This is a genomic window from Novosphingobium sp. (genome assembly GCF_041915465.1).
In the GTDB taxonomy this organism is placed as follows: domain Bacteria; phylum Pseudomonadota; class Alphaproteobacteria; order Sphingomonadales; family Sphingomonadaceae; genus Novosphingobium.
Map to the genome: position 1 here is coordinate 1 of NZ_JAYSBK010000093.1, position 11,759 is coordinate 11,759.

Here is an 11,759-nt window from a genome sequence, read left to right on the forward strand (position 1 = left end):
CGGATGGACCTGGTCTTCACCGTTGGGCAGTACACTCAGGTTTCGATGCTGCTGAACAGTTTCGGCGTGCAGCTCGATCCGGGGCTGACGCTCGACCCCGATCTCGACCGGCGTTGATCGGGCCGCGTCCTACCGGGCGCGGCCTGGGGATCAGGCGACGACCTTCAGCTTGGCCCGGTCGTGCTTGGCAATCCACGCTTCGAGCACCGGAGCGATCTTTTCGCGCCACTTGCTGCCGTTGAAGATGCCATAGTGGCCGACTTCCGGGGCCAGGTGGTACTTCTTCTTGGCTTCGGCCAGGCCCGTCGCCAGATGCAGTGCGGCCTTGGTCTGGCCGATCCCCGAAATGTCGTCGCGCTCGCCTTCGACCGCGAGGATCGCCGTGTCGGTGATCTTGCCCAGGTCGATGCGCTGGCCCCGATGGACGAACTCGCCCTTGGGCAGAGAGTGCTTCTGGAACACCTCCTCGACCGTCTGGAGGTAGTACTTGGCGTTGAGGTCGCAGACCGCGCGGTATTCGTCGTAGAACGCCTTGGTCGCGTCCGCGCTGTCGCCGTCGCCTGCGACCAGGTGCTTGAACATGTGGTAGTGGCTGAGCATGTGATTGCCGAGATTCATGCTCATGAACCCGGCAAGCTGCATGAAGCCGGGATAGACCTCGCGCCCTGCGCCCGGATATTGCAGCGGCACGGTGCCGATCACGGTGTGGCGGAACCATTCGATCGGGCGCTGCATGGCCAGATCGTTGACCGTCGTCGGAGCCTCGCGCGTGTCGATCGGACCGCCCATCATGGTCAAAGTCAGCGGCCGGCACGGATGCTTCGCATCATTGAGCAGTGCGGTCGCGGCCAGCGCGGGCACCGAGGGCTGGCACACGGCCAGCATGTGCGCGCCCGGGCCGATGTGTTCAAGGAAGCCGATCAGGTAATCGATATAGTCGTCGAGATCGAATTCGCCTTCGCTCAGCGGGACCATCTTCGCGTCGGCCCAGTCGGTGATGTAGACCTCGCACCGTTCGATCATCCGCGCCACGGTGCCGCGCAGCAACGTGGCAAAGTGGCCGCTCATCGGTGCGACGATCAGCAGGCGCGGCGCGTTTTCGGGCAGGCCCGGGTGGGTGAAGCGCAGCAGGTTGCCGAACGGGCGGTGCACCACGATCGCCTCGGTGACCGGATAGGTCGCGCCGTCGACTTCGACCGTCTCAATGTCGAAAGCCGGCTTGCCGTAATGGGCCGATGCGTGGGCGAACACCTCCAGCGCCGAGGCCATGACCGGGGCAAGGCTGTTCGCGCCGAAGGAAAACTGCGGATTGTTGAGGAACTGCGCGCCTACCGATGCGAGGGTGCTGGCGGCATTGAGCCATGAGCGCTGGAGTTCGTAGGCGGTGTAGAGCACGATGATGGTTCCCTGCGTTCCGGCCTGGTCGGCATTTGGGCCGGCTTGCCGGTTTCTTTAGCCAGCATCGTGGCCCCATTTTTCGCGTTGTGCAACGCACAATTTCGTGCCGCGATGCACAACGGTTGCGAATTGTCCCTTACGTGGCGGCTCCACTGTGCTAGGGCGCTGCGCCATGAGCTCTGCCCCCGCTAGCGCCGACCCGTCGCAGTCTGCCGAACCCGGCGAGAACCAAGACCAGCTTCCAGGTTCCGCCATGCAGGAACCACCCCCCGCGCGCACGCTTGGGCCGCTGGCGATGATCTGGCGCGAGACTGCGAAGTATCCCAGGCAAGTCGCAATCGCCCTGCTGGCGCTGCTGACCACGTCTTCGGCCACGATCGCGATTCCCGCCCGGTTCAAGGTCATCGTCGACGATGCCTTCGGCAATGGCGCGAGCCTCGATGTCATCAACCACTCGTTCCGCTACCTGCTGATGATCGTCGCGGTGCTCGGGCTGGCGACGGCGGTGCGGTTCTATTTCGTGAGCTGGCTGGGCGAGCGCGTCGTGGGTGACCTGCGCTTCAAGGTCCAGTCGAATCTCCTGCGCCTGCCCCCGTCCTTCTTCGAGGCGAACAGCCCCAAGGAAATCTCCTCGCGCATGACCTCGGACACGGCGATCATCGAACAGGTGGTCGGCACCACGGTTTCGGTCGCGCTGCGCAATGCGATTACCGCGGTCGGCGGGGTCGCCTACCTGTTCTACCTCGCGCCCAAGTTGACCGCGGGGCTGGTGCTGGGGATTCCGCTGGTAGTCATACCAATCACCTGGTTCGGGCGGCGGCTGCGCAATGTTTCGCGCACCAGCCAGGACCGGGTCGCCGATATCGGCGCGCGTACCGCCGAAGTGCTCGGCGCAATGCGCGTGGTTCAGGCCTTCAACCAGGAAGACCATGAACGCGAAGTCTTTTCGGGCGTGGTCGAAAGCACCTTTGCCACGGCGCGGCGCCGCATCCTGATCCGCTCGATCATGACCTCGGTGGTGATCATCCTGGTGATGGGCGGGATCGTCATGCTGATGTGGGAAGGCGCGATCAGCGTGGCCGATGGCTCGGTCAGCGGCGGGACAATCGCCAGCTTCGTCCTTGCGGGCGGGATCGTGGCCGGCGCGTTTGGCTCGCTGACCGAAGTCTATGGCGATCTCTTGCGCGGCGCCGGGGCGGCGAGCCGCCTGGCCGAACTGCTCAGCGAACGACCCGCCATCGCTCCGCCGGCGCGGCCGCTCGCCTTGCCCAGCCCGGCGCGCGGCAAGCTCTCGTTCGAAAGCGTCAATTTCCGCTACCCGACCCGGCTCGAAGTGCCCGCCCTCGCCGATTTCTCGCTGACCATCGAACCGGGTGAGACTGTTGCCATCGTCGGACCTTCGGGCGCGGGCAAGTCCACCCTGTTCCAGCTGGCCGAGCGGTTCTACGATCCGCAGTCGGGCACGATCAAGCTGGATGGGGTGCCGCTGACCTCGGTCGATCCGGCCGAAGTCCGCCGCCGCATGGCGCTGGTGCCGCAGGAAGGCACGCTGTTTGCCGCCAATGCGCGCGACAACCTGCGCTATGGCAACTGGGGGGCCAGTGACGAGGCGATCTGGGAGGCGGCCCGCGCGGCCAATGCCGAAACCTTCCTGCGCGAACTGCCCGAAGGGCTCGACACGTTCCTGGGCGAAGGCGGCGCGCGGCTTTCGGGCGGGCAGCGCCAGCGCGTGGCGATCGCCCGCGCGATCCTGCGCGATGCGCCGATCCTGCTGCTCGACGAGGCGACCAGCGCGCTCGATGCCGAAAGCGAACGACTGGTGCAGGACGCGCTTGAGCGGCTGATGCAGGGCCGCACCACGATGGTCATCGCCCACCGCCTGGCCACCGTGCGCGCGGCCGACCGGATCGTGGTGATGGACAAGGGCCGGATCGTCGAGACCGGCACGCATGAGGACCTCAGCCGCGCCGGCGGCCTCTATGCGCGGCTCGCCGCGCTGCAATTCGACATGGCCGCGGAGGCGAACTGATGGACCTTACGATTACCGCCATCCTGCTCGGCATTGTCGAGGGGCTGACCGAATTCATCCCGGTCTCCTCGACCGGGCACCTGATCCTCGCGTCCGAGATCTTCGGTTACGATGCCAATACCTGGGCGGTGTTCAACGTCGTGATCCAGCTTGGCGCGATCCTTGCCGTGGTAGTCCAGTACTGGCGCACCTTCTGGGCGGTAGGCATGGGGCTGATCCGGCTCGAAGCGCTGGCGATCCGGTTCGTTGCGAACCTGTTGGTGGCGTTCATCCCTGCGGTCGTGCTGGGCCTCGCGTTCAAGGACCAGATCCACGTGCTGCTGGGCAGCCCGATGGTCGTCGCCTGGGCGCTGATCGCGGGCGGCATTGCGATTCTCGTGGTCGAACGCTTTGCCAAGCCGGGCGACTATGTCGGGCTCGGCCAGTTGCCCATGAAGCAGGCGCTTGGCGTCGGCGCATTGCAGTGTCTGGCGATGATCCCCGGGGTCAGCCGGTCGGGCGCAACGATCATGGGCGCGCTCGCGATGGGTATCGACCGGCGCACTGCGGCCGAATTCAGCTTCTTCCTCGCGATCCCGACCATGCTCGGCGCTTCGACGCTGGAGCTGTGGGACAACCGCGCCGCCCTGGTTTCGGGCGCCGGTCCGGTTGGCTGGGGCGAGATCGGCATCGGCTTCGTCGTGGCCTTCGTGGTCGCGCTGGCGGTGATCAAGGCCTTTGTCGCCTATGTCAGCCGTTCGGGCTTCGCGCCCTTCGCCTGGTACCGGATCGTGGCCGGGGCTGCGGCGGTGTTCCTGCTGTCGATGTGATTTGGGTCACACGAAGGCACGAAGAACGAAGAAGGCGGTCCGCGCCGCAGGCGCAGTTCAGCCAACAGCTCTTCGACATGGTCGAATCTTGGCTGATGAGGGCGGCTTCGCCGCAAGCGTGACCCCTTCGTGCCTTCCTGCCCTCGTGTGAGCCCCCCTTAAACCGGCAAAGCCCCCGATCCACGCCCTCCGCGCAGGGCGTATTCCTGGGTGCCGCGGTGCAGCACGTCGTCGACGTCGATCACCGCGCTGTTGGCATAGGTGAAGCCGGGGGGCAGGCTGCGATAGAGCCGGTCGAAATCGCGTTCCACGGTCTGGTGGTAGAGCTCGGCAAAGCTTTCGATCACGAAATAGGTCGGCTGCAGGTCGTCGATCACGTAATCGGTGCGCATCACCCGGTCGACGTTGAGCATGATCCGGTTGGGGCTTTGCGCTTCAAGGCTGAACACCGCCTCGCTCGGGCCGGAGAGGATCCCCGCGCCATAGGCGCGCAGGCCTTGCGGCTCGAGGATCAGGCCAAATTCCACCGTGTACCAATAGAGCGCGCCCAGCGCCTTCAGCCGATTGTGGCGCATCGCCTTCCACCCGGCGCGGCCGTACTCCTGCATGTAGTCGGCATAGACCGGATCGGCGAGCATCGGCACATGGCCGAACACGTCGTGGAACACGTCCGGTTCCTGGATGTAGTCGAAACATTCGCGGCTGCGGATGAAGTTGCCCGCCGGAAAACGCCGGTTGGCGAGGTGCCAGAAAAACACGTGGTCGGGGATCAGCATCGGCACGGGCACCACGCTCCAGCCGGTCAGCGCGCCAAGTTCGGCCGATAGCCGCGTGAAATCGGGCACACCGCCGCGCCCGAGGTCAAGCTTGTCGAGCCCCGCCATGAAGGCACTGGCCGCACGGCCGGGCAGCACTTCCATCTGCCGGGCGTAAAGCTCGTCCCAGATGCGGTGTTCCGCGGCGCTGTAGACGCGTTGGGCAGGCTCGAGCCAGTCCTCGCCGACCTGGGCCGGGCGGCGCAGCGGCGCGGTGAACACCCCAGCGTCCGGCTGAGGCAGCCGGGTAAAGTCGGTTTCGATCAAGGCGTCGGTGTCTGACATGGTTTCGGATGCAACTATATCATCGAGGGACAGTGCGGGCAATGGTCCCCGGTTGCACGCCGGCGCAGCGCGGCGCAGACTGGCGGGGAATGGAGGCCCTGGTGATGAAGCCGCTGAAGCGCAAGAAGTTCGAAAAGCTCTATGAACCGCTCGAAGAGGAGCTGGTTGCCATGGCGCGCTGGGTCCAGGCAACCGGTGCGCGGGTGCTGGTGCTGTTCGAAGGCCGCGACACCGCGGGCAAGGGCGGGGCGATCCAGGCGGTCGCGCGCCCACTCAATCCGCGCCAGTGCCGCACCGTGGCCCTGCCCAAACCCTCCGACCGCGAAAAGACCCAGTGGTACTTCCAGCGCTATGTCGAGCACCTGCCCGCCGCCGGCGAGATCGTCCTGTTCGACCGCAGCTGGTATAACCGCGCGGGGGTGGAAAAGGTCATGGGCTTCGCCACCGAGGCGCAGGTTGCCGCGTTCCTCGACCATGCGCCGCGCTTTGAACAGCTGTTGGTCGACGAGGGGATCCTGCTGTTCAAGTACTGGCTGACCAGCGACCAGGCCCGGCAGGAGGAGCGCCTCTCCGAGCGTCTCGAGGATCCGCTCAAGCGCTGGAAGCTCTCGCCGATCGACCTCGCCGCGCGCGAAAAGTACGATGCCTATACCCAGGCCCGCGAGGCGATGCTGAAGGCCACTCACACGGCCCATGCGCCCTGGACCCTGGTTGATTTCAACGACCAGCACCGCGGCCGCCTGACGCTGATTCGCAATCTGCTCGACCGGCTGCCCGATACCGCCATCGATCCCGAGCCGCTGGACATGAAGCCGCTCGGACATGCTCCGTCAGAGGAATCCTTCGGCGTTCTGGCCCCGATCGCGCCTTATGATCCCGATTGAGGGGCGATTGGACAAAGCTCGTCCTTGACTTTCATGCCCCGCTGACGCATTGGCGCGGGCCTTGAGGGGCGGCCGTGCGTGCCGCCCTGCCAGTTTTTAACGGCTTTCGGGCCGAATCGGAAAGTTACAGGAAACCGCCATGGCGAAGCCCGCAACCGTCAAGATCCGTCTGGTCTCGACCGCCGACACCGGCTTCTTCTACGTCACGAAGAAGAATCCGCGCAACACGACCGAAAAGATGAGCTTCAAGAAGTACGACCCGGTCGTGCGCAAGCATGTCGAGTTCAAGGAAGCCAAGATCAAGTAAGGTTCATTGCGAGTTCAAGCCGCTGCGACTAGCAGTCTGGCCATGAACCCGATGACTTCCCTTGTTCGATCGCTTGCAGGTGCCGCCGTTTCGGCGGCGCTTGTCGTTTCTGCCACCGCGACTTTTATCGCCCCGACGCCGGTCGCCGCACAGGCCGCACCGAGCGACCTCGACAGCGCGGTATCCGCGCTGCGCGGCATTTCCACCTTGCGCGCCGATTTCGTCCAGACCGACCGCAACGGCAAGCAATTGCGCGGCGTGATGACGCTGAAGCGCCCCGGCAAGATCCGCTTCCAGTACGAAAAGGGCGTGCCCTTCCTGATTGTCGCGGATGGCTCGGCGCTGACCTTCATCGATTACCAGGTCCGCCAGGTGCAGCGCTGGCCGATCAAGAACAGTCCGCTCGGCGCGCTGCTCGATCCCAAGCGCGATGTCGCCAGGTACGGCAAGCTCGTGCCGAGTGAGAACGGCAACCTCGTCGTGATCGAGGTGCGCGACAAGGAGCACCCCGAATACGGCGTGATCACGCTGGTCTTCGTGCGCAAGGCTTCGGCTCCAGGCGGGCTCGAACTGACCAGCTGGGCCGCGCTCGATGCGCAGAACACCCGGACCCGCGTGACGCTGACGAATCATAAGTACGGGATGGCGATTTCTGACAAGGAATTCCGCTTCAACGACCCGCGCACACCAACTCGTCGATGAGGGCAAACGGCTGGTCGCGGGATGTGCCGCTGCTGCGACAAATTGCGACAATCTTGCCGCATTCGTTCATTCACCAGCAAGCCAAAAACGCCTAAATCTTAGTTCGACGGCGCGACCTGAGGCGGGTTTCCCCCCTGTTGCCCAAGCCTCCAAATAGGCCGCCCGTCTAGCGTGACGAACGCACAAATGAACCCTCGGTCCACTGCCCCCGGACCGAGGGTTTTTTCTTTTCGCCTCGGGATCGGCTGATGCCGGTCAGCGGATGGCCGCCACCCGCGCTCCCGCTGCTCACGACCAGCATGGTCGCCGCGCGCCGGTTCTCGGCGGCAACCATCCTCGCTCCGGCCAAAGCCCCTCCGCTTCAGAATAGGGGGGTGGGGCTGGCGGGGTGCGCCGTCGCTCCCGCAGCCTCAGCCATTGCCCCCGCGTGGCAACGCACCTAAAGCAGCGTGCATGGTTTCTATCGCCACCTGGAACATCAATTCCGTCCGCCTGCGCGCCGATGCCGTTGCCCGCTTCCTGACCGAGCAGGCACCCGACGTGCTGTGCCTGCAGGAGATCAAGACCGAAGAGAAGCACTTCCCCCACGCGGTGTTCGAGGCGCTGGGCTATACCCACCGCGCGGTCCACGGGCAGAAAGGCTATCACGGCGTTGCCACGGTCAGCCGGATTCCCTTCCGTGAGCTCTCCCGCCATGACTGGCAGGCCAATGGCGAGGCGCGCCATGTCGGGGTGGAGTTGCTTGGCCCCGGGCAAGGCCTGGTGCTCGAAAACGTCTACATCCCGGCGGGCGGCGATATTCCCGACCGCGAGGCCAATCCCAAGTTTGGCCAGAAGCTCGATTTCCTCGAACGCATGACCCGCTGGGCGGACGGGCTCGATGCGCCAACGTTGATCGTCGGCGACTTCAACATCGCCCCGCTCGATTGTGACGTTTACGATCACAAGGCGCTGGTGAAGGTAGTCAGTCACACGCCCATCGAGATCGAGGCGCTGTGGCGTTTCCGCGATGCGCATGGCTGGGAAGATCTTGGCCGCAAACACATTCCCGCGCCCGAGCGGAACTGGACCTGGTGGTCCTATCGCACCTACTGGCAGGACAAGGACCGGGGGCGGCGGCTCGACCATATGTGGGCCTCGCCGCAGCTCGCCGCGCAGTCCCGCAGCCACCGCTTCGTCGAGGAAACCCGCCGCTGGGATCAGCCATCGGATCACGTGCCGCTGGTAACGGAGTTCGATCTTTGAGCAGCGCTGCGCGCCGGACCGCCCTGGCGATCGATGCGCTGCGCCATGGCTGGCCGGTGCGGATCGACGGCGGCGCGGCGCTGCTGCCGGCTGAAACCGGGTTCGGCGCCGATTCGCGCGCGCGGCGGATGCTGATCTCGGCGGCGCGCGCGGTGACACTGAAACTCGCCAACCAGCGCGAAGCCGCCGTGCCCGAGGCGCCGGTGCTGATCCGTGGGGCAGAACCGTTCGATCTCGCCCTGGCCCGTGCCCTGGCCGATCCCGCTCAGGACCTCGATTACCCGATGAAGGGGCCGTTCCTGGCCGAACAGCTTGACTGGCACGACGCCGCGGTGGTCGCGATGGAGCTGGCGCGGCTCGCCGGGATCCTCCCCGCCTTCATGGTCGATCCTGCGCCGCTTGGCGAAGTGCACGACCTTGCCAGCAGCGATCTTGCCGCATGGAAGGAAACCGGCAGCCTGGTCATCGCCACCCGCGCGCGCCTGCCGGTGGCGGCCGCCGAGGATTCCGAGATCGTCGCCTTCCGCTCCACCGACGACCTGCGCGAACATGTCGCGCTGGTGATTGGCGAACAGCGCAGCGACCGCGCGCCGTTGGTGCGGCTCCATTCCGAATGCCTGACCGGCGATATCCTCGGCAGCCTCAAGTGCGATTGCGGCCCGCAGCTCGACGCCGCGCTGCGCGCCATGGCCGAGGAAGCCAAGACGGGCGGGTGGGGCGTGCTGCTCTATATGCGGCAGGAAGGGCGCGGGATCGGCCTGATCAACAAGCTGCGCGCCTATCGCCTGCAGGATCAGGGGTTCGACACGGTCGATGCCAACAACCGGCTCGGCCTGCCCACCGAGGCGCGCGACTTTCCCGTCGCGGCGCGGATGCTGGACCTGCTTGGCGTCGGTGCGATCCGGCTGATGACCAACAATCCGGCCAAGGTCGATGCCCTGCGCGGCGCGGGCGTCAACGTGGCTGAACGCGTGCCGCACCAGCTGCCCGCCAACCCGCACAACGCACGCTACCTCGCGACCAAGCGCGAGCGCACCGGGCACATTCTCAAGTAAGGATCAGCGCTTCTCGTAGCGCGTGAGGCCGCTTGCCAAGGCATTGGTGCCGATCCGGCTGACTTCGCCCGACCAGTCGGCCACCCAGACGCTGCCCCAGCTCACGCCGGGGGCGAAGCGGGCGTCGTTCCCCTCGATCACCAGCCCGGCGGAGCTGTGGGCCTTGCCCTCGGCGGCAACGGCGATGAAGGCGGAGTGATTTTCCTTGTTCGCACCCTGCACGAACCAGTTGTTCGCGATCCGGCCCGCGGCGCCGCCCGGCAGGTCGATCATGTAATTGGTCGCGCGGCCGGCGGAATCGTCGAAGCTGCAACCCAGCACGGCGATTTTCGCGGCGCGGCTCTTGAGGTAGTGCCCGCCGCGCCCAGCCTCGAACCGGCTCCGCGTGACGGTGACCGCGCCAAGATCCCCGGCATAGATCGAATGGGCGCAGCCGCCCGGCCCGTCGCAGGTGCCAAGCCGGGTGAAGGTTGACTTGTCGATCGTCATTACCCCGTCGGGAACGGGGCCGGTCAGGATGCCTTGCTGGCTGTCGCGGAACCACGATTGGCTGACCGCCAGGCTGCCGTGCTCCAGCCGGATCCCGGCCCCGTTGAAATCGGGCACGCGCATATTGGCGAAGACCAGCCCTTCGACCTTGGCCGAGGTGCCGCGCAGCACCAGTGCGGCCTTGCCCTCGCAGGTTACGCCGTCGAACACGCTTTGGCCCGCCGTGGCGGCCGCATAGGTGACGTTTCCGCTCGTTTGCACCGCGCAGTCGGCAAAGCGGCCCGGCGCGATCCGGATCGTGCCGGTACCTCCGCCGATTGCGTTCACCGCATCTTGCAGGCGGCCATAGCTGCGGCCGGTCTCGACCACGGTATAGGGCGCGGCCGACTGCGCCGCAGCGATGCCGAAGGGAATGACGAGCGCGGCCAGCGCCGCACCTGCCAGGGCGATGTGAGCAGGCTTGATCATGCCGCGCGGCTTAACTGGCGCGGGTTAAGATCACGCAAAGAGTGGCCTACTTCGGGCCCCAGCGCCATTTCCAGCCGCCCCGCGTCTTGGCTGCATAGAACGGCATGGGCAGTAGCGAAAAGCCGATTGCCCAGATCATCGTCGCCATCACGTGGCCCTTCAGCAGGGCCACCCCCAGCGCAATGATCCCGACATGGAGCGCGAGCATGACCCAGCCCTGCCACGCGATCGGCAAACCGGAGCCGTAGCCTTTGGTCTTGGGCGCGAACCAGGCGCCGTCGTTGGTGTCGTCAGTCATTGCTGTCATCCTTGCTCGGCCGCCCGCGCCGCGCCGGTTCCGCCGGGGCCAGCTTGACCCCGCGGCGCGTCAGCGCATCGCGCAGCAGCACTTCGATCTCGGCATTGACCGAGCGGAAATCGGCCGCCGCCGCCCGTTCCAGCGCTGCGAACAGCGCCGGATCGAGCCGCAGGGGGAACGCTTTCTTGCCCGGGGACGCCATCACTTAGCTCACTGGTAGAGCGTGCCCGCGTTGACCACCGGCTGGGTGTCACGCTCGCCGCACAGCACCACCATCAGGTTGGAAACCATCGCCGCGCGGCGCTCGTCATCGAGATGGACGACGTTCTTTGCGGAAAGCTGGTGCAGCGCCATTTCGACCATCGTCACCGCGCCTTCGACCAGCTTGGTGCGGGCACTGATCACGGCTTCGGCCTGTTGCCGGCGCAGCATGGCTCCGGCGATTTCCGGCGCATAGGCAAGGTGGGTGAGGCCGCAATCGTCGACCGTCAGGCCCGCGACGTGCAGACGGTTGCGCAGTTCGGTGCGCAGTTCGGCGTTCACTTCGTCGTGGCTGCCGCGCAGGGTGATCTCGCTGTGCTCGATGTCGTCATAGGGATAGCGCGAGCCGATCGAGCGCACGGCGGCCTCGATCTGGACCTCGACGAAGGCCTTGTAGTCGTCGACGTCGAACAGCGCCTGGGCGGTGTCGGCGACACGCCAGACCACATTGGTCGCGATCTCGATCGGGTTGCCGCGCAGGTCGTTCACCTTGAGCTTTTCCGAGACGACGTTGTTGGCGCGGACCGAGATCTTGGTCTTGCCCATCCACGGCCAGACCCAGCGCAGGCCATGCTCGCGGTCGGTCCCGCGATAGGAGCCGAACAACGTGATCGCGGCGGCCTGGTTGGGCTGGATCATGTAGAAACCCTTGGCAATGATCACCAGGGCCGCCGCCTGGGCAAAGGTGCCGAGCGCGAAGAACAGGGCCTGGCT

General features: G+C 65.8%; 13 protein-coding genes. 7 read left to right on the plus strand and 6 right to left on the minus strand.

All coding sequences use genetic code 11. From position 1 onward, the window contains the following. Positions 1-150 precede the first annotated feature (150 nt). Entirely contained in the window at positions 151-1,395 is a 1,245-nt protein-coding gene (locus ACE3SN_RS13575) for a polyhydroxyalkanoate depolymerase (protein WP_374530862.1), read from the minus strand. A gap of 256 nt (positions 1,396-1,651) precedes the next feature. Here ACE3SN_RS13575 and ACE3SN_RS13580 point away from each other — a divergent pair, with 256 nt between their 5' ends. After that, complete coding sequence (locus ACE3SN_RS13580) at positions 1,652-3,427, plus strand: ABC transporter transmembrane domain-containing protein (protein ID WP_374530864.1); 1,776 nt, start codon at positions 1,652-1,654, stop codon at positions 3,425-3,427. Next, the gene (locus ACE3SN_RS13585; RefSeq protein ID WP_374530866.1) at positions 3,427-4,236 is read left to right on the plus strand and encodes an undecaprenyl-diphosphate phosphatase; all 810 of its coding nucleotides are present in this window, start codon (positions 3,427-3,429) and stop codon (positions 4,234-4,236) included. The genes ACE3SN_RS13580 and ACE3SN_RS13585 overlap by 1 nt, the downstream gene beginning before the upstream one ends. 158 nt (positions 4,237-4,394) lie before the next feature. Here ACE3SN_RS13585 and phhA read toward each other — a convergent pair whose 3' ends face one another. Further along, entirely contained in the window at positions 4,395-5,336 is a 942-nt protein-coding gene (gene phhA, locus ACE3SN_RS13590; protein ID WP_374530868.1) for a phenylalanine 4-monooxygenase, read from the minus strand. Between the two features lie 104 nt (positions 5,337-5,440). Between phhA and ppk2 the strand changes: the two genes are divergently transcribed. From ppk2 to ribA, 5 genes are all read left to right on the plus strand, one after another. Further along, positions 5,441-6,220, plus strand: a complete 780-nt coding sequence (gene ppk2 / locus ACE3SN_RS13595) for a polyphosphate kinase 2 (protein ID WP_374530870.1) — start codon at positions 5,441-5,443, stop codon at positions 6,218-6,220. Positions 6,221-6,359: 139 nt separating this feature from the next. Beyond that, positions 6,360-6,527 carry a 50S ribosomal protein L33 gene (gene rpmG / locus ACE3SN_RS13600; RefSeq protein WP_058736926.1) on the plus strand — a complete coding sequence of 56 codons (168 nt, stop codon included), beginning with the start codon at positions 6,360-6,362 and terminating at the stop codon, positions 6,525-6,527. 42 nt (positions 6,528-6,569) lie between these two features. After that, on the plus strand, positions 6,570-7,229 hold the full coding sequence (locus ACE3SN_RS13605) for an outer membrane lipoprotein carrier protein LolA (RefSeq protein ID WP_374530873.1): 660 nt from the start codon (positions 6,570-6,572) through the stop codon (positions 7,227-7,229). A 453-nt stretch (positions 7,230-7,682) separates the two neighbouring features. Continuing rightward, positions 7,683-8,474, plus strand: coding sequence for an exodeoxyribonuclease III (locus tag ACE3SN_RS13610; RefSeq protein WP_374530875.1), 792 nt, complete (start codon positions 7,683-7,685; stop codon positions 8,472-8,474). Next, the gene (gene ribA, locus ACE3SN_RS13615) at positions 8,471-9,529 is read left to right on the plus strand and encodes a GTP cyclohydrolase II (RefSeq protein WP_374530877.1); all 1,059 of its coding nucleotides are present in this window, start codon (positions 8,471-8,473) and stop codon (positions 9,527-9,529) included. The genes ACE3SN_RS13610 and ribA overlap by 4 nt, the downstream gene beginning before the upstream one ends. Positions 9,530-9,532: 3 nt before the next feature. On the opposite strand, the gene ACE3SN_RS13620 is transcribed toward ribA, so the two are convergent. From ACE3SN_RS13620 to ACE3SN_RS13635, 4 genes are all read right to left on the minus strand, one after another. Further along, on the minus strand, positions 9,533-10,486 hold the full coding sequence (locus tag ACE3SN_RS13620) for a right-handed parallel beta-helix repeat-containing protein (RefSeq protein WP_374530878.1): 954 nt from the start codon (positions 10,484-10,486) through the stop codon (positions 9,533-9,535). A 46-nt stretch (positions 10,487-10,532) separates the two neighbouring features. Then, on the minus strand, positions 10,533-10,784 hold the full coding sequence (locus ACE3SN_RS13625) for a hypothetical protein (RefSeq protein WP_374530880.1): 252 nt from the start codon (positions 10,782-10,784) through the stop codon (positions 10,533-10,535). Beyond that, positions 10,777-10,986: a toxin-antitoxin system HicB family antitoxin gene (locus tag ACE3SN_RS13630; protein WP_374530881.1), complete on the minus strand. Its 210-nt coding sequence runs from the start codon at positions 10,984-10,986 to the stop codon at positions 10,777-10,779. Before ACE3SN_RS13630 ends, ACE3SN_RS13625 begins: the two co-directional genes overlap by 8 nt. Before the next feature lie 8 nt (positions 10,987-10,994). Continuing rightward, positions 10,995-11,759, minus strand: a 765-nt coding sequence (locus ACE3SN_RS13635) for an SPFH domain-containing protein (protein ID WP_374530883.1), incomplete at its 5' end; no start/stop codon positions are given.

Bases quoted from the DNA above. Each gene is read 5' to 3' on its own strand.
- ACE3SN_RS13580 (WP_374530864.1), top strand. From the start codon at position 1,652: ATGCAGGAACCACCCCCCGCGCGCACGCTTGGGCCGCTGGCGATGATC.
- ACE3SN_RS13585 (WP_374530866.1), top strand. From the start codon at position 3,427: ATGGACCTTACGATTACCGCCATCCTGCTCGGCATTGTCGAGGGGCTG.
- phhA (WP_374530868.1), bottom strand. From the start codon at position 5,336: ATGTCAGACACCGACGCCTTGATCGAAACCGACTTTACCCGGCTGCCT.
- ppk2 (WP_374530870.1), top strand. From the start codon at position 5,441: ATGAAGCCGCTGAAGCGCAAGAAGTTCGAAAAGCTCTATGAACCGCTC.
- rpmG (WP_058736926.1), top strand. From the start codon at position 6,360: ATGGCGAAGCCCGCAACCGTCAAGATCCGTCTGGTCTCGACCGCCGAC.
- ACE3SN_RS13605 (WP_374530873.1), top strand. From the start codon at position 6,570: ATGAACCCGATGACTTCCCTTGTTCGATCGCTTGCAGGTGCCGCCGTT.
- ACE3SN_RS13610 (WP_374530875.1), top strand. From the start codon at position 7,683: ATGGTTTCTATCGCCACCTGGAACATCAATTCCGTCCGCCTGCGCGCC.
- ACE3SN_RS13620 (WP_374530878.1), bottom strand. From the start codon at position 10,486: ATGATCAAGCCTGCTCACATCGCCCTGGCAGGTGCGGCGCTGGCCGCG.
- ACE3SN_RS13625 (WP_374530880.1), bottom strand. From the start codon at position 10,784: ATGACTGACGACACCAACGACGGCGCCTGGTTCGCGCCCAAGACCAAA.
- ACE3SN_RS13630 (WP_374530881.1), bottom strand. From the start codon at position 10,986: ATGGCGTCCCCGGGCAAGAAAGCGTTCCCCCTGCGGCTCGATCCGGCG.